Origin of the sequence: Arthrobacter sp. NA-172 (assembly GCF_043952055.1) — a bacterium.
GTDB lineage: Bacteria > Actinomycetota > Actinomycetes > Actinomycetales > Micrococcaceae > Arthrobacter.
The window spans coordinates 2,466,911-2,492,091 of the sequence record NZ_JBINOT010000001.1 but is presented as its reverse complement, the minus strand read 5'-3'; the positions used below and the strand labels follow the sequence as shown (position 1 = coordinate 2,492,091).

The window sequence follows — 25,181 nt, the reverse complement described above, 5'->3', positions numbered from 1 at the left end:
GCCCCGGTCTTTCACAGCAGACGCGACAAACCGCCTACGAGCTCTTTACGCCCAATAATTCCGGATAACGCTTGCGCCCTACGTATTACCGCGGCTGCTGGCACGTAGTTAGCCGGCGCTTCTTCTGCAGGTACCGTCACTTTCGCTTCTTCCCTACTGAAAGAGGTTTACAACCCGAAGGCCGTCATCCCTCACGCGGCGTCGCTGCATCAGGCTTGCGCCCATTGTGCAATATTCCCCACTGCTGCCTCCCGTAGGAGTCTGGGCCGTGTCTCAGTCCCAGTGTGGCCGGTCACCCTCTCAGGCCGGCTACCCGTCATCGCCTTGGTAGGCCATTACCCCACCAACAAGCTGATAGGCCGCGAGTCCATCCAAAACCACAAAAGCTTTCCACCAACCACCATGCGGTGACTGGTCGTATCCGGTATTAGACCCAGTTTCCCAGGCTTATCCCAGAGTCAAGGGCAGGTTACTCACGTGTTACTCACCCGTTCGCCACTAATCCACCCAGCAAGCTGGGCATCATCGTTCGACTTGCATGTGTTAAGCACGCCGCCAGCGTTCATCCTGAGCCAGGATCAAACTCTCCGTTGAAGTAAAACAAAAACAGACACAACCACAACCACCGGAAATAACGGCAGAAACAGCTGCACAAAATTTGAAACCAGCCAAAAAACCAGACCACCACACACGGGGGTGCGGGCAGCCCGGCAAATCAACCAATTCATATAAAATAAACCGGTATCAACAAACTTGGCACACTATTGAGTTCTCAAACAACAGACACACCCGACACCACCCAAACCACACGGTCCAAGATCGCTCCGGAGCAACTTTCCAAACTTACCCGAACCATCCACACTAAGCAAATCAGCAATTCAACCAATTTCAGTACGATAATTCGAATATCCCTCGAATTGCGGCGCACAAAACACCAGCCAATTCAGGCTCAAATCAAAGGGATTGGCCACCCGCGGTACCCAGCTCTAAGCTGTATCCCTCGCGGCGACTCGAATTACTTTACACACCCCGCAGACCACACGCAAATCACCCCACACCAAGGCAAAAACCGCGCAAACACAACGCTCGCGGGCCCACGGCGTCCAGAAATCAGGCCGGAACCGCCGATCGGATTTTGGTGAACCCCGTCACGCTGGCGAGCCGGCCCCAGGGGCCGCTGAACAGGTCAGCCTATCCCGCCGTCGGACTCTACCGACCGAACTAATATCGGCCGTGGACCACCCCGAAAATCGGACAGTCCCTTCCCCAGAGTTGTGAGCGAGCGTCGTCCAGGAAATCCCGACAAATAATCGAGCGTCCGGGCTAATGCCCAGCAGCCCCCGGGGTCTTGCGCATCATGGCGGAGAGCACCACGGCAATCACCGCAATGAACGTCGCGGTCAGGAACGCGGCCTGCATTCCGGCCACCAAGCCGGACGCTGCGGACACCACGGCGAAGATCGAGACGAGAAGAGCCGTGCCCGCAGCTCCGGCGACCTGCTGGAGCGTGCTCATGATGGCTGAACCATGCGAGTAGAGGTGCGGTGGAAGCGGGTTGAGGCCAGTGGTAAACGCAGGGGTGAACAGCAAAGCCAGCCCCAGGCTGAGCACGGCGTAGAGAACGATAACCCACAGCAACGGGCTGCTGGCGGTGAGCATCGAGAACTGCCACAACGTGAGTACCAGCAGGACGGAACCGGTCACAGTGAGCGGAAGCGGCCCGATCCGGTCGAACAACCTACCCACTACAGGTCCGAGCAAACCCATTGCAAGGCCGCCTGGAAGGAGCGCCAGTCCCGTCTCCATTGGTTGCAGGTGCAGAACATTTTGCAGATAGAGCGGGAGCAGGATCACTCCGCCGAAGAGCGCCATCATGGCAACCACCATGAGCAGCACGGATACCGTGAACATGCGGAAGTTGAAGGCCCGGAGGTCCAGCAAGGGCGCGTCGGACCTCTGCAACTTGAGCTGCCGGAAGACGAACATCACCATGCACAGGACGCCGATCACCAACGCGGCAATCGGCAAGGCAGTTGCGCCATGGCCGCCGATTTGGCTCAGCCCATAGACCAGGCCACCGAAAGCCGGGACGGTCAGGACTACCGAAATGAAGTCCAGCTTCACGTTGCCGCGTTCGCCGACGTTCGTGAGGAATTTGGCGCCGATGGCCGTGGCCAGCAGGGCGACGGGCAGCACGAAGACGAACATGAACCGCCACGAGAAGTGATCCAGGATGACGCCGGAAACCGTGGGGCCGAGGGCTGGCGCAACTGAGATCGCGATAGTCACATTGCCCATCACGGCGCCGCGGCGCGTCAAGGGAACGAGCGTCAAAATTGTGGTCATCAGGAGCGGCAGCATGATTGCCGTGCCGCTTGCTTGGACGATGCGCGCTAGCAGAAGCACACCGAAACCCGGGGCCAGGGCCGCAAGCAAGGTGCCGCCGCTGAACAGTCCCATGGCGAGGAGGAACGCGGCCCGCGTAGTGAGCCGTTGGAGGATGAAGCCGGTGGCGGGGATGACCACGGCCATGGTCAACATGAACCCAGTGGAAAGCCACTGGACCGTGGGTGCGTCAACGTTGAGGTCCGTCATGAGCCGTTGCAGCGCGACGTTCATGATGGTTTCGTTGAGGATGACCACGAAGGTGGCTACAAGTAGCGTGACAATAACGGTGACGGACTCGCGCGACATCTTGTCGCTGGCTTGATGTGTCGCCGCTTCCGGCACGGCGCTGCCGTGTGTGTCTGACGTGACGTCGCTAGACATGAGGATCCCTCAGTTTGGGGTGCGTGTGTCTGTAGCGCCTGGGTTCGGCACCACTGCAGACTGCAACAGTCTAAGCCTCCACTGCATTCCCCGTCAGCAGTTTATCCAAACGTTGGTACGCCGGTTTCCGGATGTTCAAGGAGCCAACAATTCAAGAATTCAGCGGCAGATTGTCGATCAGCCGAACGGGTCCGACCTTCGCCGCAATAATCGCGAGCCCTTCTCCCCTGAATGGAGTGTCCATGGCAATTTTCGGCGAGCGGCTCCAGCGTGCTGGGGTCGACGACGTCGAAATAGTCCAAGGCGACCAACGGCTGCGATTCAACGAGCGCGACGGCGGAGTCCAGCCCCAGCGGTTCGTTCGCCATGGCGCGGGACTCGAGAAGCCGAAGGGCGCGGGACAGCACCAAGGCCGCCTCGGCCTCCTCGCCGGACAGGAAGCGGTTCCGGCTTGAAAGCGCCAACCCGTCTACCGATCGCACAGTGGGCACCGCCACGATGTCCACCGGAAAACTAAGATCCGCCACCATTCGCTTCACAAGTGCCAACTGTTGGGCATCCTTTTGGCCGAAGTACGCGCGGTAGACAGCAGCACCGCCGTCGGCCGCGGGTCCGCCGGGCAAGCCATAGTGCAGCAGTTTGGCGACGACAGTAAGGGCGCCGTCGAAGTGGCCGGGGCGCGAGGCGCCCTCCCATTTCTCACCCAGCAGCCCCGACGTCACCCGGACCAGCGGCTCCCCGCCGGGGTAAACCTCGTCAACGGACGGGGCGAAAACGAGATCCACGCCTTCGGCGTCCAAGAGGGCCATGTCCGCTTCGAGCGTGCGCGGGTAGCGTTCCAGGTCCGTGGCCTCACCGAACTGCAGGGGGTTCACGAAGATGGAGGCCACCACGACGTCGTTCTGCTCGACGGCGGTCCGGGCCAGTGCCGCATGCCCGGTGTGCAGGGCCCCCATCGTGGGAACGAGGCCCTGGGAGCTACCGGGCTTTTCGGCGAGCAACCGCGCGCTTTCGGCTCGCAGTTCCGCTGCGGTGGTCACGAGTTTGATGGCCATGTTCAGTTTCCTTCCTGCTCAGCCGGGCCGTTGTCCGGCCTATCCGACTTGTCCGGCATGCCCGAGTCCAGGGCGTCGTCGATTTCGTCCAGTTGGCCCTCCTTGAGCAACCCTCGGTTGACCGCGCGGCGTGCGGTGGCGCGGGCCATGGCCAGGTAAGCGGTGAGGACATCGCCGCCGGCACCGGCGTCGTACTCCTTGAGGGCCTCCGCGTGAGCGGCCACAGTTCCCACATCCCCGCGGGCCACCGGCCCGGTCAACGCAGACTCGCCCGAGGCCAGCGCGTTCTCGAGCGTGGCGCGCAGCAGGGGACCAAGCATGTGCTCCGGCGTTTCGACGCCGATCTCCCGCAGCAACTGCGAGGCCTGGGCCACGAGGGTGACCAGATGGTTTGAACTGTGGGCAAGCGCTGCGTGGTAGAGCGTGCGGTCGGCCTCGGCGATGGCTACCGGTTCGGCGCCCATCTCCACAACAAGGGCCTGCGCGATAGGCAACATGGCTGCGTCGGCGGTAACCCCGAACGTGCAGTCCATGAGGCGGGTCAAGTCCAGGCTCATCCCGGTGAACGTCATGGCGGGGTGAAGGGCGAGCGGAATGGCACCTGCGGCACGGACCGGCTTCAGTATTCCGACGCCGAATCGGCCGGACGTGTGCGCAACGAGCTGGCCCGGCTGCCATGCTCCGAGCTTGGCAAGCCCGTCCACGAGTTCGCCGAGGGCATCGTCCGGCACGGCAAGGAGGACTAACTCGGACCGCTCCACAATGTCCTGGATCTCGAGGACAGGGACCCCCGGAAGCAGCGTTTCAGCCCGTTCCCGGCTCGCTTCGGAAACGGCCGAAACCCCGACGACGGCGTGTTCCGCCCCGCGCAAGGCCGCACCGAGAACGGCACCTACTTTGCCGGCGCCAATGATTCCGACACCGAGCCGTCCAGGCTTAGCCATGGTTCTGTTCCTCCTGGGGTGTGTGCTGCATTGTGCGTTCGATAGGTGGAAGCTGGGCCAGCCATTGCTCGCTGCTCTGGAGTTTCCGGGCTTCCCGGGCACGGACCGCTTGCCGGTCGAACAATTCCACGGCTTCTTCCGTGGCCGCTTTGAAAAGCCGGGGCGCCACTGGTCCCGGAGTCGTATGCAGGACGAGGTCCGCCACTCCGAACAACCGGGCCAACGGACCTTGGTGGAGGGCCATGGACTGGGTTCGTTGATGCGGCACGAGGACCAGCTGACGCCACCAACGCCCGGATCGCAGCAACAATGCCGTGTCTGTGGCGAGGAAACCGTTGCGTCTCCGGCCCAAGGGAGAAAGAAGCCAGGCACGCTTCGGGGTAGTGACAAATCCGGCGTCGGAATCCAGGCCGGTCAAACCGGCGGTGAATACTCGCTCTGGCTCGGCGGTGCCGGGATCGGGCAAGACGAGCGAGAGCATCATCATCACCTCCGCCTTCCTGCCGACCGGAAGCAGCAAAGTGCGGTGCGCGCCTTCGCTGCGGTGGTGTTCGCCGTAGCCGGCAACGTTCACATGGATCCGATACCAGCCGAGGATGCGCCACAGCGGCGGCTGCGTCACCTTGACCGCTTGGATCCGGCCCGGAGGCACGGTCTGGGCCTGGGTATCGAGGAGCCCGTAGCGGAGCCGGATGCCGTCCGGGGAAATCGCGGCCGTGAAGTTGTAGCCCTTGTTGAAGGAGCGCCAGTACGCCGTACCCAAGCCAAGGATTGCCGGAATCAAGTAGAGGATGAAGGCGCGGGATTCGGTCAGTACAGAGATCAGTACGGAGGCGATGGCGCTGAGGACGATGAAGAAGCTCTGCTCGCTCAGGATCAGCGATCCGACAAGCCTTCCTGGCGGGAGGTACAGCACCACGTACTCAGGCGCCTCGGGCACTTCGAACTTTTCGCTGCCGTCGGCAATGCCCGCTGCCCTGCCCAGGATGGTGGCTCGGAGCTGTTTCGCCTGCGCGAGCCTCAAATAGGAGAGCCGCACTGCCGAATGGCCGGCGTCGGCTACCTCGAACTTCAGTTCGGCGAGCCCGAGGATACGGGGAAGCAGCGGCTGGACAATGTCGATGGCCTGGACACGGTCGAGCCGTGCTTGGCGCTGCTGTTTGAACAAGAAGCCGGAATTAACCCGCACATAGCCTTCGGCAACCTGGTAGCGGGTGAAGTACCAGCTCAGGACGAAGGACCCCAAGGCCAACAACAGCACGACCCCTCCCCCGGCCAGTAGCCAAGGAGTGCGCTCATTGAAGTTGGGAGTGATGTCTCCACGGCCTTGGAGGGATCGTTCGAAGGTATCGCGGCCAAAGAAGTAGACGATCGCGACGAGTGCCACCCATCCCCGCACGAATGGCGACGCGGGGTGCACGCGGTGCCAGTCGCCGTCGACGGCGGTCTTTTCCTGCGTCACAGCCCGGCCAGCCTCGCTTCGCCGCGGGCCGAAAGCTGCTCACGCAGCCGTGCGCCTTCAGCGGCGGGTAGCCCCGGCAAATGGGCGTTGGTTCCGGCCGATGCGGTGTGGAGTTTGAGCGTGCATAGCCCCAGGAGCCGCTCGACGGGTCCAACGGCAACGTCAACGTATTGCATCCGCCCGTACGGAACCACCATGGTGCGCTGGAAGAAGATGCCACGGCGGATCAGCAGGTCGTCATCGCGTTCGGCATAACCGATCGCCCGGACTTGCCGGGGAATCAGCACGAGCCGCCACAGGGCAAGCAGCAAAAAGAACGCGGGCATGGCAACGGCGAACCACAGCGGCGGCCACTTCCACCACCCTAGCTGTACGAAGAGTAAGGGCAGGCTGAAAAGGGCTACCAGGATCACGTTGCCGACTGCCCACTCGACGAGCCGCACGGTCACATACTTCGCTGATACGCGCAGCCATTGGATACCGGGAGGGTCAATCGCCGCGGTATGCATACTCACCTTCGCCTTTGGACTCGCCGGGGCGGGCATCCCGAATTCCCGGGCCGCCTTCAAGGTCTTCCGGCGGGATCCGGCAGAACCGCTCCACCACGAGGCCCACGATGGTCATGATGAGCCCGCCGCCACCCATGATGAGGGCGAGCCACAGGATGCCCTGATCGCTGCGCAGGCTCCAGATCCGGAGCTGCTCGATCACGATTCCCGCGTGCCAGCCAAGAAGCACTGTGCCCGCATACGCGCAGGCCTGCGCGAGGATCAAGGTTCGGGCGGCCAGGTATCGGATTGAGCAAGGTCTTCTTCTTGCCGTTGCGCCAGCGCAGAACTCTGATGCCCATGATCAGTGTCAGCACCGCAATGAAGCCCATGGTGACCAACGCGGAAGGAGGAAGCACCGGCGTCGCCATGCCGTAGCGCGTGGTGAGCAGGGTAACCAGCCAACCGACTGCGGCAAGAACGACGGCGATGATGCCCAGCAGGAGCGGACGCATGGCTTTCATGGACTACTCCACCGCTCCCGCGGCGGCGACGCTGCCGGAACCGTCGAAGCCATCGAAGGGCCGTAGATCCGGGAAGTCCTGGGCCCTGGCTGCCAGTTCGCTGACGCTTTGACCGTTGAGCAGCGCGGCAGGGTCCAGAAGCGCCCAGGGATGCAGGACGAAAGCACGCTCAGCGGCCCTCGGGTGGGGAAGCGTCAGGGTCTCGTCGTCGCTGATGACTTCGTCGTAGACAATGATGTCCACATCCAAGGTGCGCGGACCCCAGCGGACCTCGCGGACCCGGTGGTGCTTTTGCTCGACCTCGTGGCAATGCTGCAACAGCTCCAGCGGCGCAAGGGTGGTCTCCACCGCGATCACCATGTTAAGGAAGTCCGGCTGCCCCCCCGGTCCGCCTACAGCTTTGGTCTGCACCACGGGAGAAACGCCAAGTAGCCGGATTTCGGGGCGGTCTACAAGGTCCGCGACGGCGGTGGACAGGGTGTCGTTCCGCTCCCCCAGATTGCTGCCCAGGGCCAGGATGGCTTTCGTGAAGCGCGAAGTCATGCACGCTCCCGGTGGACACTGACAGTGACGTCACCGAAAGGGACTTCGATCGGTGCTTTGGGCTTGTGGACGGTGACGTCGACGGCGGCGACATTGAAGCCAGCCAGGATCCCCTCGGCGATCCGCACCGCGAGGGCCTCGATCAGGTTGAGTGGCTCGCCGGCAATGACGGACGTAATGTACTCGGCCACTTCACCGTAGTGCGCCGTGTACTGCAGGTCATCGGTCTCCGCGGCCTTGCTGAAATCGATGTAAAGTACCGCGTCCACCACGAACGGCTGTCCGTCGCGGCGCTCGAAGTCGAAGACGCCGTGATGCCCGACGGCGGTCACGCCGGTCAGTGTGATCTTGTCCAAACCGGTTCCTCCCCCTTTGCTCACGAAACTTAATGCCTGACGCGCGCGGCAACCTTGACGGCGTCAAGGCTGGGGCCGACGTCGTGGACCCGAACCGCCCACGCACCGTTCGCGGCGCTGATTGCCGTGATGGCCGCAGTTGCATGATCCCGTTCTTCCGGGGCCGCCGCTTTTCCGGCAACGGTCAGGAGGGTTCCGAGGAAACGCTTACGGGATGCACCGATCAAGACCTTGTGGCCGAGTTCATCCAGTTTTCCGATGTACTTGAGGAGCTGCCAGTTCTGGTCCTCGTCCTTGGAGAAGCCCAGGCCTGGATCCACAATGATCTGTTCCGGTGACACACCGGCCGCGTAAAGCTTGTCGCGGACACCCTTGAGCTCGTCGATGACTTCCTCCACCACGTTGCCGTATTCGGCAAGGCTGTTCATAGTCTCGGCGTCGCCCCGGCGATGGGTCAGGATATAGGGCACCCCGGCGCGTGCAACGAGCTCGGCCATTTCGGGTTCGATGCTCAAACCGGAGATGTCATTGATGATTGCAGCGCCGGCCTCCAGCGCCGCGGCTGCCGTGGACGCGTGCGTCGTGTCGATGCTGACGAGCGCTCCAGCCTTGACGAGCGCCTGGATGACCGGCAAGACCCGGTTCTGCTCTTCCTCCGGGGACACGGCTTCGGCACCGGGGCGGGTCGATTCCCCGCCGACGTCGATGATGTCCGCTCCCGCGTACAACATGCGCAAACCGTGGGCAATGGCGCTGTCCGAAGTGGGGTGCTTGCCGCCGTCGCTGAATGAATCCGGCGTGACGTTCAGAATTCCCATGACAAGCGTGCGATCGGCCGGCAGGTCCGCAAAGCGGGCGGCTGCTCGGGGTTTGCGGAGGATGGGCAAGGGGCTGGTAGCCGGGCCCGTTCCGGGTGCTGCTGCGAGGGAATCCATGGTCTTATTACCTTCCGAGTATGAGGCTCATGGCTTCGGCGCGGGTGGCCGGATCATGAAGTTGCCCGCGCACTGCGCTGGTGACGGTCTTGGCGCCGGGCTTGCGGATGCCACGCATGGACATGCACATGTGTTCGCATTCGACCACGACAATCGCTCCCCGTGGCTTGAGGTGGGTGACGAGCGCCTCCACGATTTGAGTCGTCAGCCGCTCCTGCACTTGGGGACGGCGGGCGTAAATGTCCACCAGCCGGGCCAGCTTGCTCAGACCCGTCACCTTGCCGTCGTGGGAGGGAATGTACCCCACATGCGCAACGCCGTGGAAAGGCACCAAATGGTGCTCACACGTGGAGTAGAACGGAATGTCCTTGACCAGGACGAGTTCTTCGTGGTCGAGGTCGAACGTGGTGGACAGGACATCCTCGGGATCCTGGCGCAGGCCCGCGAAAACCTCCGCATAAGCCTTGGCGACGCGTTTTGGCGTATCCAGCAGTCCACCACGATCCGGGTCCTCACCCACCGCGATGAGGATCTCGCGGACGGCCGCCTCGATACGTGGGCGGTCGACCTTATACGAGTGGTGGCCACGGCCGTGGCCGCCTGATTTTCCCCCGGAGGTGCCGCCAAAGTCATCACTGGCGGCACCGCTGAAGTCGTCGTCGTCGATGTGAGTCACAGCAGAAAGCTTAGCCTTGATGCGAAACGTCAGTGCCCGCGTCCGGCCCGGGGGTCGTGAACGACTCCTGACTGCCTACTCCCTGCGGGTGCGGGGGCTGCGCGTCCAGCGGTTCTTCCAGACGGGCAGCCTTGGCATCTTCCTGGGCTTCCCGCGCGGCCTTTTCCGCCCGGGATTCCACCGGCGGGATGCTCTGGACGGGACGGGATTCCTTGGAGAGCCAGACTTCACGGAAGTCACGCTTGCGGATGTCGCGGAAGATGTAGGCGATCTCCGACTGGTTGAGGGTTTCGCGCTCGAGCAGTTCGAGGGCCAGCTGGTCCAAGACATCGCGGTTTTCGGTCAGGATGGCGTAGGCCTCGTCGTGCGCCTGATCGATCAGCCGACGTACTTCCTCATCAACGATGTAGGCCACCGAGTCGGAGTAGTTGCGTTCCTGGGCCATATCCCTGCCCAGGAACGGCTCGCCGCCGCCCTGGCCCAGCTTCACGGCGCCGATGCGCTCGCTCATGCCGAACTGGGTGACCATCTTGCGGGCTGTCGATGTGGCCTTTTCGATGTCGTTGGACGCTCCCGTGGAGGGGTCATGGAACACGATTTCCTCGGCAACCCGGCCACCCATGGCGTAGGCCATCTGGTCCAGGAGTTCGTTGCGCGTGATCGAGTACTTGTCGTCCTCGGGAACCACCATGGTGTAGCCGAGGGCGCGGCCTCGGGGCAGGATGGTGATCTTGGTGACAGGCGCGGAATTGCGAAGAGCTGCCGCCACCAAAGCGTGGCCGCCTTCGTGGTACGCGGTGATCTTCCGCTCCATTTCCTTCATGACGCGGCTGCGCTTCTGCGGGCCGGCCATGACGCGGTCGATTGCCTCGTCGAGCGCGCGGTCGTCAATCAGGTTGGCATTGGATCGCGCCGTCAGAAGTGCAGCCTCGTTGAGCACGTTGGCGAGATCCGCACCTGTGTAGCCAGGGGTCTTCTTCGCGACCCCCTTGAGGTCCACGCCGTGTGCCATGGGCTTGCCCTTGGCATGGACGTTCAGGATCTGTTCACGGCCAATCAGGTCCGGAGCTTCTACGGTGATCTGGCGGTCGAAACGCCCAGGGCGGAGCAAGGCGGGATCCAGGACATCCGGGCGGTTTGTCGCCGCAATCAGGATGACGTTCGTCTTGACGTCGAAGCCGTCCATTTCGACCAGAAGCTGGTTGAGGGTCTGCTCACGCTCGTCGTTGCCGCCGCCGATGCCGGCACCGCGGTGACGTCCGACGGCGTCGATCTCATCAACGAAAATGATCGCGGGCGCGCTGGCCTTGGCTTGCTCGAAGAGGTCGCGTACACGGGAAGCACCGACGCCGACGAACATTTCAACGAAGTCCGAACCCGAAATGGAGAAGAACGGCACGCCGGCCTCGCCGGCGACCGCGCGGGCCAGGAGGGTCTTTCCAGTACCTGGAGGGCCGTACAAAAGCACGCCCTTGGGGATCTTGGCGCCGACTGCCTGGAACTTTGCCGGTTCCGCAAGGAACTCCTTGATTTCCTGGAGCTCTTCAACGGCTTCGTCTGCGCCAGCGACGTCAGCGAAAGTTACCTGCGGCATGTCCTTGTTGACCAGCTTGGCTTTGGACTTGCCGAATTGCATCACCTTGGAACCGCCGCCCTGCATGCGCGAGAGCAGGAACCAGAAGAGCACACCCAGAAGGAGCACGGGGATAAGGAGCGAGAACAGTCCGGAGAACCAGTTGTTCTCGACGGGCTGGTCCGTGAAGCCCTTGGACGGGGCGGCGTTGGTGACAGCCTTGACGACGTCTGCGCCGCGGGGCGTGACATAGAAGAACTGGACGTTCTTGCCCTTGTCCTGGCCGTCAATGACCAGGTTGTCCTTGAGCGTCAGATCTACGCGGTTCTCGGCATCGTAGATCTTGGCTTGCTCCACTTTGCCGCTCTGGGCGAGCAGCGCGAGGCCCTTATCGGTGTCGATACGGCTGGAACCACCCGGGGCAAGAGTTGCAAATGCCACCAGGAGCAAGCCGACTACGACAACAATCCAGATGCCCGGGCCCTTTAAGAAACTCTTAGCTTTCATCTGTTCGGGGGCTCCGCCCCGTCCCTCCTGGTAGTGCTGCACGGCGCAGCTTCTGCGCGCGTGTGGTGCTGCGTCAGTTTCTAGCTTTACACCGTTCGGAGTGATTCACGCACAGTGAAGGGCAAAAGTTCCCTCTAGGCGTACACGAAGGCGCCCAGACGCCGCGAGTCCGGGAAATTCAGTGTTATTTCCGCACCAATTTGCTACTGCACTGTGCATACCGGATTGATGCCTGCCAGGCCCATCGAAGCGTTGGCCCCAGCCAAGGTTGAGACCCATCCTGAGCCGTCTTTGCTCTGCAGATACACACCGTATGTTCCGCCGAGCAGTCCGCTCAATAACGCCGATTTGAACTGGGTTGTGTACGCGCCATTAGCGGGTCCGGTAGTGGTCAGGCTGCTTCCAGGCGTCACAGGCGTCAAATTTGAAAGCTTGGCCCCGCTGGCCACGTAGTAGTTCACGTTGGCGGGTATCCCATAGCCGGATCCAACCGGGAATTTCCAGGTGACGGTGATCACAGGGTTGACCCCGGCCACGGAGCTGAGCGTGCAGTCTGTTATTACTGGCGGAGCGATAGTGACCGCCGTCAGCAAACCGGCGGTGACCTCGGAACCCGTCCAGCTTGCCTCGCTTGCCGCGGTTCCGACCGGAACCGCCAGGAGAGCGGCCGCAACTCCGGCCGTGGCGATAGCTGCCCTCAGCTTGGGCACACGCTTGAAACTGTTGTCCCGTTCGCCGGACGTGTGCGGCCTTGCGATCAGTCCCTGCATGGCCTCGGCCACAACACCCAGGTGACTAGGGCAGAGACCGCGACTGTCATGCTTCCCAGTACCCAAGGATTCGATGCCGCCGCAACAACGTAGGCAAGGTCCGGCACCGAATAGAGGACTGTGCGGACCGTGGACACGGTGTACGGTGCAGGATCCTCAACGGGGTTGGCGTCACCTTTGAGCGTGAGGACGGTCTTGCCGCCGACGGCCGCGCGTACGGAGGTGACGCGGTGGGTAACCGGCAGCCTCCCTGGCCGCTCCACGGTGACGACGTCTCCGATCCGGACGTCCGACGCCGGGACTTCCCGCACTATCGCGAGCGATCCCGACGGGATTGCGGGAGACATGGAGCCGGACTTGAACATGATGAGGGTGAAGTGGAAAAAAACTGCCGCCAGGAACCGAAACGATGCAAACCGCCCCGCCAATTGCCGCCACATTAAGAAGCGTCTCGCGGACGACGTCGGCGCTGCGGCGACGTTTCCTGCGCTTCCGCAGCGGGCTTGCCGGAGGTGCGGTTACAGTCATGAGCCGGATGTCCCCTTGATTTCCCAGGCGACTGCAACGTTGGTGCCCTGTAGGGCGTTGTCCGCCGCGGCCGCCATAGTGATTTCGAAGCAAAGCTGTGTGGCGCTGGCCGAGTTCGCGGTCACGGCCGTCACAGCGCCCGCCGTCGTCAGCGGCGCCTTTGAACCCGAAGACCCCACGATATAGCTGGCTCCTGCCATGAACTGGCTGGAATCGCATGTTCCGGAGGTATACCTAACAACCCTGTAATCAAGGACAGCGGCCAAGGAAGCGTTGCCGCTAGTTGTGGCGCCTTGGAGCGTCAAGGTCCCGGAAACGGACCCCATGGTGGTGCGGATCCAGATGGGTGCGTAGTTGCTGGAAGTAGGTGACATTCCCGACGGATTGAATGCCATGGTCGCCGCGGAGCTCGCCGTCGGGTGTGCCAACCACCCATTGCCCGAATCTATGGACGACTCGATCTGAAACGAACTGGCTGAAAATGTTCCCGCTCCGAATTCGGAATCATTCCACGCAGCGAGGGTCAGAGTACTGCCAACACCGAGGACCAGACCCCCGGCAAGGATGGCTCGCACCCGAAGGAAACGCTGTCCATCCCGTCTGGGTTGGCGAATCGCTTTGCGTCCGTACATGGTGGCCGGTCAGGAAGTCGAGGCTGCAGCGAACTGCCACGTGGCCGTGCCGTTTTGTCCTCGGACCAGATCGGAAGCTGCAGTCACTTTGAAGCATAGAAACACCGCTCCGCCTGGATCACTGGTTGGGGTGCCCGGACTCAGGGAAAAGGTGATACCGCTGAGCGCTCCATCGAGTGCGGTTCCGGCGTGAACCAGTTGGGTTCCCGTCGTGCCACTGGAGCAGCCGAAAGCCGAGGGTGCAATGAGTTCGTACGTGAGGTGCGCCACCGAGCCGGTAGCAGTGCCTGCATTCACGGTGACAGTGGACCCCGTGGAGGTATTGGCCGCCAACCGCACCGCAAAGGGCGCGTAAACCGTGTCCCCTGGCGCGAGGTTGCCCGGGTTGAGGGTAAATGGCAGGGTGGCCCCCGGGGAACTGTTGTGGTCCGCGTAGGCGGTGCCGTCCGTGCTGCCCTCTAGATTGAAATTGCCTGCCGTGAACGTTCCTGTGGCGAACTCGGAATCATTCCAAGCAGCCAGGACCGCTACTGCGCCGACCCCCAGAACCAATCCGCCGGCCAGAACGGCCCGAATCTTCCCACGCTTAATCGATGAAACCGAATCCGTTTTCAAGATGCCCCCCAAGGTCAAATCAAAGCGATTGAGCAGAACGCTAACACGCAAATAGTCTTCTTTGCCCAATGGACCCCAAAGGAGTCAAAAGAAAAGGCGGCCTCCCCAAGGGGAGGCCGCCTTCAATTCGCCGCTCATTCAGCGGCTTTGCGGGCTATTCGTAAACGTGCGGGGCGAGGGTGCCGATAAATTCCAGGTTCCGGTACTTTTCTGCGTAATCCAGGCCGTAGCCCACGACGAATTCATTGGGGAGGTCATAGCCGATGTACTTGACGTCAATGTCCACTTTGGCGGCTGCCGGCTTACGGAAGGCGGTACAGATTTCCACGGAAGCCGTGCCGCGGGACTCCAGGTTGGTCTTGAGCCAGGACAGGGTCAGGCCAGAGTCAATGATGTCTTCGACAATCAGGACATCCTTGCCCATGAGGTCGGTGTCGAGGTCCTTGAGGATGCGCACGACGCCGGAGGACTGCGTGCCGGAACCGTAGGAAGACACGGCCATCCAGTCCATGCTGACGTGGCTGTGCAGGGCACGCGCGAGGTCGGCCATGACCATGACGGCGCCCTTGAGGACGCCCACGATCAGCAGTTCACGGCCTTCGTAGTCCTTGTCGATCTGTGCAGCCAGTTCGCCGATCCGTTGCTGGATCTGCTCCTTGGTGTAGAGAACGTGCTTGAGGTCTGCCTGGACGTCGTTTGAATCCACCAATGGCTCCTGTGTTGATGCGTGGGTGCGGCTAGTGTTGGGGCGATTTGTGATGCCGGAATACTAGCTTCCCACAGCCGCCGCCTTCGCGGGGAACGGCGGCTCCCCCTGCGGAGGCCTCCCGCTCCAATTCACTCAGCGACACGCGATAGACGCTGACGCTTCCGGGGAGCTGTACCGGACCGGCCGAACCCTGCCGGCGCAGCAACGCTTCGGCCGCCTGGAGGCGCCCGTAGCCCGGCTGCTGGCCCCCGACGTCGGTGGCTGCCTTGGCGATGACACGGAACCTCAACGAGGGGGCCAGTTCCCTCAGGGAATCTTCGGGGAGCCAGACGCCGTCGTCGGTCCGGTTCACAAGGCTCGCATAGCTCTCCGCGGCAAGCTGCTCCAGGAAATCTGCGTCCTGCTGGAGGATCGAGGCCGTGCGGGCGAGCGATTCGGCAACGCCGGGACCGAGCTTTTCCTCAAGCACGGGCATGACCTCGGCCCTGGTACGCGAGCGGGCGTAGGCGGGGTCCGCGTTGCTGGGGTCGTGCCAGGCCTTCGAGCTCCTCGACCTCGCAGATTTCGAGGGTTTCCGCTCGGCGCAGGCCCAGGAAGGGACGGAGGAGCTTGCCGCGGGCGGGACGCATTCCGGCAAGTGAGCGGGTTCCGGAGCCACGGGCCAAGCCCAGCAGCACCTGTTCCGCTTGGTCATCCAAGGTGTGCCCGAGCAGGATCGCGTCGCAGTTGAGCTCTGTCGCGGCCGCGTCCAGGGCCGCGTGCCGCGCGTCGCGGGCAGCAGCTTCAGGCCCGAATCCCGTGGCCGCCACCTCCACAGTCCGCAGCTGAACGGGCGAAAGGCCCAGGTCCTTCAGGATCGCAGTGGTGCGTGCTGCGACCTCACCCGAGCCTTCCTGCAGTTGGTGGTCCACGACGACGGCGGCCACGCTCACCGGGTGGCCTTGCACATGGCCACGACGGGCGAAGTAGGCAGCCACGGACGCGAGGGCCAAGGAGTCAGGGCCGCCGCTGCAGGCCACGAGGACTCGACCTGGATGGCCTGCTGATGCCAGCGCGTCCTGCAGCATGTTCCGCGCCTTGCCCACGACGGGCGCCAAACGCCCGGGCCGCCGTCGTCCGCTGTTTTTGCTTGTCCTGCTTCTACTTGTCTCGGGGGCTCCCGACGCGGAATCCGCGATCACAGCCCCATCCGCTCAAGCCACAGCTTGGGATCGTGGATTTCGGGTTCCGTGGGCAACTGGTCGGCCGATTCCCAGACCCGGTTCAGGCCTTCCATGCCGGCCACCGCAACCACTTCCCGGACAAACTTGGCTCCGTCACTGTATTGGCGCATCTTGGCATCCAGGCCGAGGATGTTGCGGATAAATTTCTCCATCACCCCGCGGTCCTTGCCCCGCGCGTTGAACCGCTGCCTGATGGTCTTCACTGAAGGGATCAGGGTTGAATCGACGGCATCCATCACCACATTGGCGTGGCCTTCGAGCAAGCTCATGACCGCTGTGAGGTGCGAGAGGGAGGCTTTTTCGTCCGGGTTCTGGAGGAGGTCCAAGATGGCTCCACGGCCGGGGGTTGCACCGGCGGAGCGGTCGCGCAGGGATCGCGCCGCGGCTGTGGCACGGTCCATAATGGAGTCCACATTGCCAAGCAGGTTGGTGCTGAGCCGCTCGATTTCCTCAAGCATGTGGGTCCGGAGCCAAGGCGCAGCCGCGAACTGGACCCGGTGAGTCTGCTCGTGGAGGCAAACCCACAGGCGGAAATCGTCTGGATCCACATTGAGCTCACGCTCCACGGAAATGATGTTCGGAGCAACCAAAAGGAGCCGGCCGGCAGGCGGTGCTTTCGAGTCCGGGGCGAGCGCCGCGAAGGGATCGTACTGGCCCAGGACCTTGCTCGACAAGAAGGCAAGAACAGCTCCGAGCTGGCTGCCCGTGATGGCTCCACTCGCGGCCGCAGCAGCCGGAGTCATCGCCGGGCCGCGACGGGAATCCAGCATTTGCCGGAGGGCCGGCTGGAGCATCACAGCAAAGCTCTGGGTGTTGGCCTTCGCCCACGACGCCCGGTCCACTACCAGGACATGGGAATCGCGGAGATCGCGTGCGGCTTCCAAGCCGGTAATCTCATGCACGTGCGGTACCGAGATATCCGCGCTGTGGCGGAGGTTATCCACGGCTTTGCCGATCTCGGCCGGGCTCAGGGCAGGTCCCGGGGGAGCGAGCCGGGCAGCCGTGGAGGCGGCCAGCTCCCAGTTGATGAGGGACTGGGCTTGCTGCTGAGACTCCATAGGATCCATCAGAACACAGCAGGCTGAATCTGTGCCCTTAAGTTCGCTCAACGGCGAACGCTGGCTTCCTAGCGGCAACCACACGACGCGAGGGCCGTGGCGGACCTGTCCAGTGCCACCTTGTTCCCGGCGGCGCCCGGCGTCAGCCCGTTTCCGATGAAGGAGAACACCAAAAGACGGCCGTTTGCGTCCACTACATAACCGCTCAATGCAATGACCGAATTCAGTGTTCCGGTCTTGGCCCGTACCAGCCCGGCACCTTGCGAAGTGCTGGCGTCGCCGTAGCGGTCACCCAGCGTCCCCGTCAGGCCGGCGACAGGAAATCCGGCGAGTGCGGCACGGAGGCGCGTGTCCGGTCCGGAGGTAATGGTCCGCACCACGTCTGCGAATTGCCTCGTTGACACTTGGTTGTCCAAGGCCAAGCCGGACACGTCGGCCAAGTGCATGGAGCTCGTGGCGATTCCGAGCTCCGCCAACTGGGCGCTCACGGCCGCCGTCGCACCGTAGTTCGATCCGGGCTTCCCCCCGGACACCGCGGCCATCCGGCCGAATGTCTCGGCGAGATAGTTGTCCGAAGTCTCCAGCATCAGATCCACTTGCTCGCGGACAGTTGCAGATTCCACGCTGGCGAGGACGTCCGGCTTTCCTGCCGGGGCCTTGGCGCGTTCCACACCAGGTGCCACCGTGAATCCCGCGGCGGCGCCCACGGCTTGGAGTTTGCCCGCGAAAGCCTCGGCTGCGGTGAGAGCAGCGTCCTGGGGACGTGGACCGGTAGTGACGCTCGGGCTGGTCCGCGCCGAGTTGAGCGCGATCGGGAAGATCGGCGCCGTTTCCCCGGCCGCGACGTCGTCGAGGCTCCACGCCGGATTCAAGGCGGGTCCGGTGAACAACCCATCGTCCAACTGCACCGTGACTTGGCCTTTGACTCCACGGTTCTGGAGTGTTTTGACCACGTCCCCGGCGAGTGTTTCGAGTCCTGCATGGCCAAGGACCTCGCCGGGCTGCGACGGGCCGGCGCCGAGAAGGACGTCGCCTCCGGCGCTCAGGATGATGGTCGACGCCGAGGATCCCGCCAGGACGCGCGTGCTGAAGCGCGTCTCCGGGCCGATTGCCCGCAGCGCCGCGACGGCGGTGAGTAGCTTCATGTTGGACGCCGGCACCCGGTTCTTGGCGCCGTCGCGGTCGTAGAGGGGAAGTCCGGTCAACGCGTCCTCTACGACGCCGGTGAAGTCTCCCCCGCCGTCGGGGGTCAGGGTGGCGTTGAGCTGGCTGGTGACATTGGCTGGCAGCGGGACCGGGGCGGACGCGTCAAGGGGAGCAACCACCTGGGTGCGGCTCAGCTGGCTCGGAACCTGCTGCCAGGCCGGCACGGTGGGCGTGGGTTGAGTGGTGGTCCCGGAGAAACCGAAGAATCCGGATGCCACACCGAGGCCCATCGGCACGGCCAAGGCGGCGATGACCAGGGTCAGCAAGGCCAAGGGCAGGAGGGTAGACGGCAGCAACGCCGGTGGCAGGAAGCTGCCAAGGCCCCTCGATTTCGGTTTTCTGGGCCTGAAAACCGGGGTCTCCTGTTGGTCCATTGACGGCTTTTCCGTCTCCGCCCCGTCAACGCCCTTCATGCAGCATTAGTCCTCAAAGTCTTGAATGTCCCCACCGTTTCAAGAAACTTGGGCCTCTCGCTATATCCTCAATAGTAGTCGGCGGCGTCGGCTGCTCTGTTGCCGCGCCCATGCCAATACCGTCAAGGAGCATTCCATGAAGCACGACGTCACGATCGAGATCCCCAAGGGGTCGCGCGTCAAGTACGAAGTTGACCACGAGACCGGCCGCGTCCGCCTGGACCGCGTCCTGTTCACGTCCATGCAGTACCCCACCCACTACGGGTTCTTCGAGAACACCCTGGGCGAGGACGGCGACCCGCTGGACGCACTGGTTCTCCTGCAGGACTTCGACCTGCACCCCGGCGTCATTGTCTCGGCCCGCCCCATCGGCGTTTTCAACATGACCGACGACGGCGGCGGCGACGCCAAGGTCCTCTGCGTTCCGGCCGACCCCCGCTTCGACCACATCCAGGAAATCTCGGATGTCAGCGAATTCCTGATCAAGGAAATCGAACACTTCTTCACCCGTTACAAGGACCTTGAGCCGGGCAAGTGGGTCAAGGCCGAAGGCTGGGCCGACCGCGCAGCTGCCGAGGCCGAGCTGGAAGCTTCCATCAAGCGTTACGTTCCGAGCAGCCACTAAGGCCCGCTTGGGCCTACGGGTCCCGGTAGCGCCAATTTCAAACCTACGATGACGGCGGGTGCGGTTCCATGGAACCGCACCCGCCGTTGTCATGTGCAAGACGACTCCCGATTAACCGCTTGAATGTGCGCTACCTGCCGGTAGTGTGTGATCCACAATGTTCACCTTGACCATCAACCAACGCGACAGCCGCGCCCACGGGGACCTCGTCCCGCAGCTGTTGAAAGACCTGCGCCACATCCCTGCGCGCCTGGACTTTGACCGCTCGGTGGAAGATGAAGTCCAAGGCATTGTGGAAGACCCGCACCAGGCTGTGGAAAGCGCACTCATCGCCTTGCGGAGCGGGCAGTGGTACGTCGGAATCGGCGTTGGACCCGTCAATGAACCCCTGCCTAGGCAAATCAAAGACGCCTCCGGGCACGGGCTGGTCTACGCCCGCCGCGCCGTTAACCGTTTGCGGAACGGCAAGGAGCGCATCCCTGTGGCTGTTGAGGGTCCGCTTGCCGCCCTGGCAGCCGAATCAGAAGCTGTGCTCCGGCTTCTAGGACACATAGTGCAGCACCGCAGCGTTGCCGAATGGCGGGTCTTGGACCTGCTGACGCCTGGCGTGCGGGGCCAACAGAAGGCCGTGGCCCAGGAACTCGGGATCAGCACCCAGGCCGTCAGCAAGGCACTCGCCCGCGCCCAATGGGCCGAGGAACATGCCGCCAGGCCGGCAGCCGCCCGGCTTCTCGGGATGATCCTCGAGGTCCGCTGAATCCCGCAAGTTCCGCGGCCAGGGCGGCAATCCGTCGCCTTCAAGCGAACCTAGTCCTCGACATGCCCCGCTCTCTCCGCCTACCTTGGGTTTATGATCCCCGGGGCAAATATTCCGCGTCTTCTCCGAGGTCTTAGGCAGGCTGCCACGGGTCATCGGCTCCTGTTTGCCGCCAAAACGGCTGCCGCGGCCGGGCTGGCTTGGTACCTCGCGCCACTGATGCCAGGGGCCGCCGCTGCCTACCCCTATTACGCACCGCTGGGCGTCCTCGTTAGCATGCACCCCACCGTTGCGGCTTCAGCAAAACACGGACTGCAAACCCTGTTGGGACTCGGCCTCGGCATCGCCATGGCCTTCGCCCTGACCACGGTAACGGCCCCAACTGCCCTGTCGGTGGCCGCCGTCGTCGGGCTGGGCGTGGTCATCGGCGGTTTGCCACGGCTTGGAAGTGCCTCCGAGTGGGTTCCCATGGCGGCGCTGTTTGTGCTGGTCCTGGGCGGTTCGAATGCCGAGCGTTTCTCTTTCGCCTACGTCCTGCAGATGGCCATGGGGGTTGCGGTCGGATTCGCTGTGAACTGGCTGGTCTTCCCTCCACTGCATCTTGACGCCATCGATCCCGCTGCCGAAGGACATCAACGGGCGCTTTCCAAGCAACTCCGAGACATGGCCACCGCCATGACGGAGTCCTGGCCACCGAACCATGAGGACTGGGCGAGCCGCAGCGGCGAGCTCGCAGTTACCGCGGCAGCAGTGCGGACGGCCGTCCATGCGGCGAAACTGAGCGCCAAAGCGAACCCGCGGTCCCACCGTCGGGCCGGCCGCCTCGCCGGCGACCTCGCTGAATTGCATACGGTGGAACGGCTGACCTTCCACGTCCAAGACATCACGGACGTTCTGGCAAGCGTGATCTGGGAAGAGGACGCGGGAACGGTCATTCCGGAGGGCGTCACCAGCGAGCTTGTCCAAGGCACTGGAGGATGTTGCGGCCCTGATCGGGCAATGGAGGAATGGGGACGCCGAAGGCTTCAAGAGCAGCCTGGAGCGAGCGATGGACAGCGTGGGAGCCCTGAGCGACAATCTCACGGAGGCCGCCGCCGGGCAGGCATCCGTGAATGCCACGGCATCGGTCGCCATGAGCCTCCGGCGGATCATCACTCGGGTGTCCGCCGGGTAGCCCGGCTGCGCGCCCCTTTTAGAGCAGCCCGCGCAAGACCACTGCCGCGCCGTCGTCGTACACGGAAGCGGTGACCTCGTCCGCGGCGGTGATGACTTCCTCGGGAGCCTGCCCCATGGCAACGCCGCGGCCGGCCCAGCTGAGCATCTCGATGTCATTGCGGCCATCCCCCAGCGCAACAGTGTGGCGCGGGTGTGTGCCGAGCCGCTGGCGCAACTGCTCCAAGGCGCTGGCCTTGGTGACTCCGGCGGCGGCGATATCCAGCCAAGCAGTCCAGCCCACAGAGTAGGTAACTCCGGACAGCCCGATCTTGCCGATCGCGGCCGAGAACTCTTCGGAGGTGTTCTCGCTGCTGAACACCACGAGCCGGACGGCGGTGGCATTCAGCATGGTCTGGAAATCGACGCCGACTGCCTCGACGCCGAAGCTGGCGTCCTGGAATCGCTCGGTGGAGAGGAAGTTCCCGTCCTCGTCCTCGAGCGCGTACTTGGCGGAGGGAAGCTGCTCGCGGAGCGCCATCAGCGCCGGAGCGGGATCGAAGGTGGCCTTGTGGATGATCTCGTAACCGGCATCCAGCTGGGGATCGAGCCTCAAGGTGACGCCGCCGTTGCAGCACACGGCGTAACCGCGCTCCATGCCGATCTGCTCAATGATGGGCAACGTGGCGTTCAAGGAGCGGCCAGTGGCGATCAGCACGTCGTGACCGCCGGCGACGACGGCCCTGGCAGCGTCGCGGACGCCCTCGGACATGTGGCCATCGTGGTCTACGAGGGTTCCGTCGACGTCCAGCGCGACCATGAGTTTGTGATTTAGATTCCGCTGGTCATCGATGCCAGCGACTGAGGTATCAGTCAAAATAGTCATGCCTACAGTGAAGCAGACCCCACCGACACCCACTAGGACGAAGCCCACAGTGAGGGATTAACACGGGGTGAATACTCCCACGTTGTCCACAGTGTGAGTGTTAACTTGGGGGTCTGGTTGGCTGCAGCGAAACCCACTCTTGTTCGAAATTCCCACCGAACAACGGTATGGTCTGCGAACTAGAGGAGGCTTCTTGAGGACGCGCCGAGGGCGGGGGTCAATCCGGCACCGAGGAGCTTCTGACGCAGTCTCTCCGGGTTCTCAACGTGAGCCCACCCCCAGCGCACAAAACCGTATCCAAGATCGCGTATCCGGTCTTCCCTCAGCTTTTCCCGGTACAAGGTTTCCTCCGCCGGCAGGCCATTCCTAAGTTCTGCATCCGTGTACTTTGCTTTGCCATCAAACTCCCCCACGACACCCTTAGCCCGGCCATGCCCCGGCCACCAAAAGTCACTTCGGCCGACGAAGCCGTCCAAGTCTCTGATTTCGTGTTGCAGCAGGGGTTGCTCAAACCCCAAATACTCAAATGCAGCACGGCTGAACGACTCTCCTGCCGATTCCACCAACGGGTGAGCGAAGCCGAGCGCGATCCGGGCCCGTTTTCGCGCGGCCTCATAGGGATGGTCCGCCAATGCCGCACCAATCTCATCGATATCCAGCAGGCTGCCTACCAAGCTCATTTCACCGAGTTTCCACAGCGCCCGGGCAACACCATCCGCAACAACCAAGGCCTGGCTGAGACGCGTGGAAAATGACATGTCCAAGGCGGTCTGCACCAGGCCGGTGCATCGGAATTCGCCATGAGTGACAGCTTCCAGGTCCGGGCAAGCGCGGTACCGGAGCGGGTAACCGCCCTTCTCCCTCATCCGTTGGGGTATTAGGCCGTCTCCCATCACCTGAAAGGTCGGTTTCCGCTTGCCGGCCCTGGACTGATGTGGAGTCAGGAGCTCCACGTGCGTTGGAGTTCGCAGGACTGGAATCCCGCTGACCACTGCTGCCGACTCCCGGCACAAGATGGCCCCGGGGATGGAACGAGTCGCCGCGACCACAGACCACGCGAATCGATCCCAAGGCTCCGCATTGAGCCAATCTGAAGCCTCTACGTAGAAGCCACGCCGGATCCGTATCAGCTTTCCGACCTTGAACCGGTTGTGGACGGAATCCGTGCGCGCTCCGGTGCGCAGGATCGCTGAGGTATCAATGAGGCCCTGGGAATCTCCATGCCTCCACCCTGCTTCGTTCGCCTTGCTCCGTCACCAGCCCGGAGCCTCTATGTGCACAACATCGCCTGTGGGGGACAGCATGAAACGAAGAATCCCGCCGTTGTTCGAAATTCCCACCGAACAACGGCGGGGGAAGCGAACAAGGGCGGGATAGGTGACGGGCGGGATACGTGCGGCGCCCGGACGCACCTAGACAGACAGGACCTACAGGACCGGGAAGACCTCAAGGCCGCCGAGGTACTTCTGGAGTGCCTTGGGAACGTTGACCGAGCCATCCGGGTTCTGGTGGTGCTCCAAGATGGCTACGATCCAGCGGGTAGTGGCCAGGGTGCCGTTCAGTGTGGCAACGGCGCGGGTGCCCTTGGCTGCGCCCTCTTCGTTAATGACGCGCTCACGGATGTTGAGGCGGCGGGCTTGGAAGGTGGTGCAGTTGGACGTAGACGTGAGCTCGCGGTACGCGTTCTGGGTGGGGACCCAGGCCTCGCAGTCGAACTTGCGGGCAGCGGACATGCCGAGGTCCCCGGCCGCGGTGTCAATCACGCGGTACGGGAGCTCCACCTTGGCCAGCATTTCCTCTTCCCAGGCCAGGAGCCGTTGGTGCTCGGCAGCGGCCTCTTCAACCGTGGAGTAGACGAACATCTCCACCTTGTTGAACTGGTGGACGCGGATGATGCCACGGGTGTCCTTGCCGTGCGAACCGGCTTCGCGGCGGTAGCAGGAGCTCTGCCCGGCGTAGCGGATGGGGCCGGTGGAAAGGTCCAGAATCTCGTCCGCATGGTAGCCCGCGAGGGCCACTTCCGAGGTTCCCACAAGGTAAAGGTCGTCTTCGGCGAGACGGTAGATCTCGGCGTCGTGCTTGACATCGAAACCGGTGCCCTGCATGGTTTCCGGCCGCACCAAAGTGGGGGTGATCATCGGCACGAAGCCGGCCTCAATGGCTTGGTCCATGGCCATCTGCAGCAATGCCATCTCAAGACGCGCACCTACGCCGCGGAGGAAGTAGAAGCGCGCACCGGATACCTTGGCGCCGCGTTCCATGTCGATCGCGCCAATGAGCTCGCCGATCTCCAAGTGGTCCCGCGGCTCGAAATCCGGGAACTCGCGGGGGGTGCCAACGGTCTTGACCACCACGAAGTCGTCTTCGCCGCCTTCGGGCACGCCGTCCACAATCACGTTGGGGATGACACGAAGCAGCTCTTCCTGCTTGGACTGGGCGGCGTCTGCCTCGGCGGAGGCCGCCTTGACGGCATTGGCCAGTTCCTTGACTTCAGCGAGTAGTGCTTGCTTCTCCTCACCCTTGGCCTGCGCCACCTTTTTGCCAAACGCATTCTGCTCCGCGCGGAGGTTTTCGTAGCGGATCAGGGCAGCGCGGCGGTCTGCATCGGCCGAAATGATCGCGTCCACCACGGACTCATCGGCGCCGCGGGCGCGCTGGCTGGCACGGAACTTGTCCGGGTTTTCGCTGAGGTCTTTTACGTCGATCACCAGACAAGACTATCGAATCAGGGCGCGGCTCCGTGGCCAGCACCCGACGGCGGCAAGCGCCTCAGAC

The 25,181-nt window shown here is 63.1% G+C and carries 22 protein-coding genes, 1 rRNA gene and 4 pseudogenes; 3 read left to right on the top strand and 24 right to left on the bottom strand.

The features are described from left to right. The 21 genes and pseudogenes from ACF0H6_RS12340 to dacB form a co-directional block, all read right to left on the bottom strand. A 16S ribosomal RNA gene (locus ACF0H6_RS12340) occupies window positions 1–594 on the bottom strand; the annotation flags it as partial. A gap of 729 nt (window positions 595–1,323) precedes the next feature. Beyond that, the gene (locus tag ACF0H6_RS12335) at window positions 1,324–2,769 is read right to left on the bottom strand and encodes a DHA2 family efflux MFS transporter permease subunit (RefSeq protein ID WP_395249833.1); all 1,446 of its coding nucleotides are present in this window, start codon (window positions 2,767–2,769) and stop codon (window positions 1,324–1,326) included. 151 nt (window positions 2,770–2,920) lie between these two features. Beyond that, window positions 2,921–3,824 (bottom strand): annotated as a pseudogene (gene panC, locus ACF0H6_RS12330) (pantoate--beta-alanine ligase). Window positions 3,825–3,826: 2 nt separating this feature from the next. Then, complete coding sequence (locus ACF0H6_RS12325; protein WP_395249832.1) at window positions 3,827–4,768, bottom strand: Rossmann-like and DUF2520 domain-containing protein; 942 nt, start codon at window positions 4,766–4,768, stop codon at window positions 3,827–3,829. Beyond that, complete coding sequence (locus tag ACF0H6_RS12320; RefSeq protein WP_395249831.1) at window positions 4,761–6,230, bottom strand: PH domain-containing protein; 1,470 nt, start codon at window positions 6,228–6,230, stop codon at window positions 4,761–4,763. Before ACF0H6_RS12320 ends, ACF0H6_RS12325 begins: the two co-directional genes overlap by 8 nt. After that, the gene (locus ACF0H6_RS12315; RefSeq protein WP_395249949.1) at window positions 6,227–6,739 is read right to left on the bottom strand and encodes a PH domain-containing protein; all 513 of its coding nucleotides are present in this window, start codon (window positions 6,737–6,739) and stop codon (window positions 6,227–6,229) included. Before ACF0H6_RS12315 ends, ACF0H6_RS12320 begins: the two co-directional genes overlap by 4 nt. Continuing rightward, window positions 6,720–7,242, bottom strand: a pseudogene (locus ACF0H6_RS12310) (DUF3180 domain-containing protein). The gene ACF0H6_RS12315 and the pseudogene ACF0H6_RS12310 overlap by 20 nt, the downstream one beginning before the upstream one ends. Before the next feature lie 3 nt (window positions 7,243–7,245). Beyond that, on the bottom strand, window positions 7,246–7,785 hold the full coding sequence (folK, locus tag ACF0H6_RS12305; RefSeq protein ID WP_395249830.1) for a 2-amino-4-hydroxy-6-hydroxymethyldihydropteridine diphosphokinase: 540 nt from the start codon (window positions 7,783–7,785) through the stop codon (window positions 7,246–7,248). Next, window positions 7,782–8,141, bottom strand: a complete 360-nt coding sequence (gene folB / locus ACF0H6_RS12300; protein ID WP_395249829.1) for a dihydroneopterin aldolase — start codon at window positions 8,139–8,141, stop codon at window positions 7,782–7,784. The genes folK and folB overlap by 4 nt, the downstream gene beginning before the upstream one ends. A gap of 29 nt (window positions 8,142–8,170) precedes the next feature. Then, the gene (folP, locus tag ACF0H6_RS12295; RefSeq protein ID WP_395249828.1) at window positions 8,171–9,076 is read right to left on the bottom strand and encodes a dihydropteroate synthase; all 906 of its coding nucleotides are present in this window, start codon (window positions 9,074–9,076) and stop codon (window positions 8,171–8,173) included. Between the two features lie 7 nt (window positions 9,077–9,083). Continuing rightward, the gene (folE, locus tag ACF0H6_RS12290) at window positions 9,084–9,752 is read right to left on the bottom strand and encodes a GTP cyclohydrolase I FolE (protein WP_395249827.1); all 669 of its coding nucleotides are present in this window, start codon (window positions 9,750–9,752) and stop codon (window positions 9,084–9,086) included. A gap of 10 nt (window positions 9,753–9,762) precedes the next feature. After that, window positions 9,763–11,832 carry an ATP-dependent zinc metalloprotease FtsH gene (gene ftsH, locus ACF0H6_RS12285; protein WP_395249826.1) on the bottom strand — a complete coding sequence of 690 codons (2,070 nt, stop codon included), beginning with the start codon at window positions 11,830–11,832 and terminating at the stop codon, window positions 9,763–9,765. A gap of 203 nt (window positions 11,833–12,035) precedes the next feature. After that, on the bottom strand, window positions 12,036–12,602 hold the full coding sequence (locus ACF0H6_RS12280) for a hypothetical protein (protein WP_395249825.1): 567 nt from the start codon (window positions 12,600–12,602) through the stop codon (window positions 12,036–12,038). Then, the gene (locus tag ACF0H6_RS12275) at window positions 12,590–12,949 is read right to left on the bottom strand and encodes a signal peptidase I (protein ID WP_395249824.1); all 360 of its coding nucleotides are present in this window, start codon (window positions 12,947–12,949) and stop codon (window positions 12,590–12,592) included. Before ACF0H6_RS12275 ends, ACF0H6_RS12280 begins: the two co-directional genes overlap by 13 nt. 177 nt (window positions 12,950–13,126) lie before the next feature. After that, window positions 13,127–13,504 (bottom strand): hypothetical protein, encoded by a 378-nt coding sequence (locus tag ACF0H6_RS12270; protein ID WP_395249960.1) that lies wholly within the window; start codon window positions 13,502–13,504, stop codon window positions 13,127–13,129. Between the two features lie 102 nt (window positions 13,505–13,606). Beyond that, window positions 13,607–13,762, bottom strand: a pseudogene (locus ACF0H6_RS12265) (SipW-dependent-type signal peptide-containing protein); the annotation flags it as partial. A gap of 9 nt (window positions 13,763–13,771) precedes the next feature. Beyond that, window positions 13,772–14,377 (bottom strand): SipW-dependent-type signal peptide-containing protein, encoded by a 606-nt coding sequence (locus ACF0H6_RS12260; RefSeq protein WP_395249823.1) that lies wholly within the window; start codon window positions 14,375–14,377, stop codon window positions 13,772–13,774. Window positions 14,378–14,531: 154 nt separating this feature from the next. Next, window positions 14,532–15,083 (bottom strand): hypoxanthine phosphoribosyltransferase, encoded by a 552-nt coding sequence (hpt, locus tag ACF0H6_RS12255; RefSeq protein WP_395249822.1) that lies wholly within the window; start codon window positions 15,081–15,083, stop codon window positions 14,532–14,534. A gap of 31 nt (window positions 15,084–15,114) precedes the next feature. Continuing rightward, window positions 15,115–16,153 (bottom strand): annotated as a pseudogene (gene tilS, locus ACF0H6_RS12250) (tRNA lysidine(34) synthetase TilS). Between the two features lie 110 nt (window positions 16,154–16,263). Further along, on the bottom strand, window positions 16,264–17,376 hold the full coding sequence (locus ACF0H6_RS12245; RefSeq protein ID WP_395249821.1) for a zinc-dependent metalloprotease: 1,113 nt from the start codon (window positions 17,374–17,376) through the stop codon (window positions 16,264–16,266). 59 nt (window positions 17,377–17,435) lie between these two features. Next, complete coding sequence (dacB, locus tag ACF0H6_RS12240; RefSeq protein WP_395249948.1) at window positions 17,436–18,803, bottom strand: D-alanyl-D-alanine carboxypeptidase/D-alanyl-D-alanine-endopeptidase; 1,368 nt, start codon at window positions 18,801–18,803, stop codon at window positions 17,436–17,438. 319 nt (window positions 18,804–19,122) lie between these two features. Between dacB and ACF0H6_RS12235 the strand changes: the two genes are divergently transcribed. The 3 genes from ACF0H6_RS12235 (at window position 19,123) to ACF0H6_RS12225 (ending at window position 21,616) form a co-directional block, all read left to right on the top strand. Next, window positions 19,123–19,611, top strand: coding sequence for an inorganic diphosphatase (locus ACF0H6_RS12235; protein ID WP_395249820.1), 489 nt, complete (start codon window positions 19,123–19,125; stop codon window positions 19,609–19,611). A gap of 157 nt (window positions 19,612–19,768) precedes the next feature. After that, window positions 19,769–20,368 (top strand): hypothetical protein, encoded by a 600-nt coding sequence (locus ACF0H6_RS12230; RefSeq protein WP_395249819.1) that lies wholly within the window; start codon window positions 19,769–19,771, stop codon window positions 20,366–20,368. 93 nt (window positions 20,369–20,461) lie between these two features. Then, entirely contained in the window at window positions 20,462–21,616 is a 1,155-nt protein-coding gene (locus ACF0H6_RS12225) for an aromatic acid exporter family protein (RefSeq protein ID WP_395249818.1), read from the top strand. On the opposite strand, the gene ACF0H6_RS12220 is transcribed toward ACF0H6_RS12225, so the two are convergent. From ACF0H6_RS12220 to serS, 3 genes are all read right to left on the bottom strand, one after another. Further along, complete coding sequence (locus ACF0H6_RS12220) at window positions 21,561–22,406, bottom strand: HAD family hydrolase (protein WP_395249817.1); 846 nt, start codon at window positions 22,404–22,406, stop codon at window positions 21,561–21,563. The two genes, ACF0H6_RS12225 and ACF0H6_RS12220, sit on opposite strands and share 56 nt — an antisense overlap. A 179-nt stretch (window positions 22,407–22,585) precedes the next feature. Further along, complete coding sequence (locus tag ACF0H6_RS12215) at window positions 22,586–23,272, bottom strand: hypothetical protein (protein WP_395249816.1); 687 nt, start codon at window positions 23,270–23,272, stop codon at window positions 22,586–22,588. A gap of 561 nt (window positions 23,273–23,833) precedes the next feature. Next, window positions 23,834–25,114, bottom strand: a complete 1,281-nt coding sequence (gene serS, locus ACF0H6_RS12210; RefSeq protein WP_395249815.1) for a serine--tRNA ligase — start codon at window positions 25,112–25,114, stop codon at window positions 23,834–23,836. Window positions 25,115–25,181: the final 67 nt, after the last annotated feature.

What these genes read in the sequence shown, in the direction of transcription:
- ACF0H6_RS12335 (WP_395249833.1), bottom strand. Translation starts at nt 2,769, where the DNA reads ATGTCTAGCGACGTCACGTCAGACACACACGGCAGCGCCGTGCCGGAA.
- ACF0H6_RS12325 (WP_395249832.1), bottom strand. Translation starts at nt 4,768, where the DNA reads ATGGCTAAGCCTGGACGGCTCGGTGTCGGAATCATTGGCGCCGGCAAA.
- ACF0H6_RS12315 (WP_395249949.1), bottom strand. Translation starts at nt 6,739, where the DNA reads ATGCATACCGCGGCGATTGACCCTCCCGGTATCCAATGGCTGCGCGTA.
- folK (WP_395249830.1), bottom strand. Translation starts at nt 7,785, where the DNA reads ATGACTTCGCGCTTCACGAAAGCCATCCTGGCCCTGGGCAGCAATCTG.
- folP (WP_395249828.1), bottom strand. Translation starts at nt 9,076, where the DNA reads ATGGATTCCCTCGCAGCAGCACCCGGAACGGGCCCGGCTACCAGCCCC.
- ftsH (WP_395249826.1), bottom strand. Translation starts at nt 11,832, where the DNA reads ATGAAAGCTAAGAGTTTCTTAAAGGGCCCGGGCATCTGGATTGTTGTC.
- ACF0H6_RS12280 (WP_395249825.1), bottom strand. Translation starts at nt 12,602, where the DNA reads ATGCAGGGACTGATCGCAAGGCCGCACACGTCCGGCGAACGGGACAAC.
- ACF0H6_RS12275 (WP_395249824.1), bottom strand. Translation starts at nt 12,949, where the DNA reads ATGTCTCCCGCAATCCCGTCGGGATCGCTCGCGATAGTGCGGGAAGTC.
- ACF0H6_RS12270 (WP_395249960.1), bottom strand. Translation starts at nt 13,504, where the DNA reads ATGTCACCTACTTCCAGCAACTACGCACCCATCTGGATCCGCACCACC.
- ACF0H6_RS12245 (WP_395249821.1), bottom strand. Translation starts at nt 17,376, where the DNA reads ATGGATCCTATGGAGTCTCAGCAGCAAGCCCAGTCCCTCATCAACTGG.
- dacB (WP_395249948.1), bottom strand. Translation starts at nt 18,803, where the DNA reads ATGGGCCTCGGTGTGGCATCCGGATTCTTCGGTTTCTCCGGGACCACC.
- ACF0H6_RS12235 (WP_395249820.1), top strand. Translation starts at nt 19,123, where the DNA reads ATGAAGCACGACGTCACGATCGAGATCCCCAAGGGGTCGCGCGTCAAG.
- ACF0H6_RS12230 (WP_395249819.1), top strand. Translation starts at nt 19,769, where the DNA reads ATGTTCACCTTGACCATCAACCAACGCGACAGCCGCGCCCACGGGGAC.
- ACF0H6_RS12225 (WP_395249818.1), top strand. Translation starts at nt 20,462, where the DNA reads ATGATCCCCGGGGCAAATATTCCGCGTCTTCTCCGAGGTCTTAGGCAG.
- ACF0H6_RS12220 (WP_395249817.1), bottom strand. Translation starts at nt 22,406, where the DNA reads ATGACTATTTTGACTGATACCTCAGTCGCTGGCATCGATGACCAGCGG.
- ACF0H6_RS12215 (WP_395249816.1), bottom strand. Translation starts at nt 23,272, where the DNA reads ATGAGGGAGAAGGGCGGTTACCCGCTCCGGTACCGCGCTTGCCCGGAC.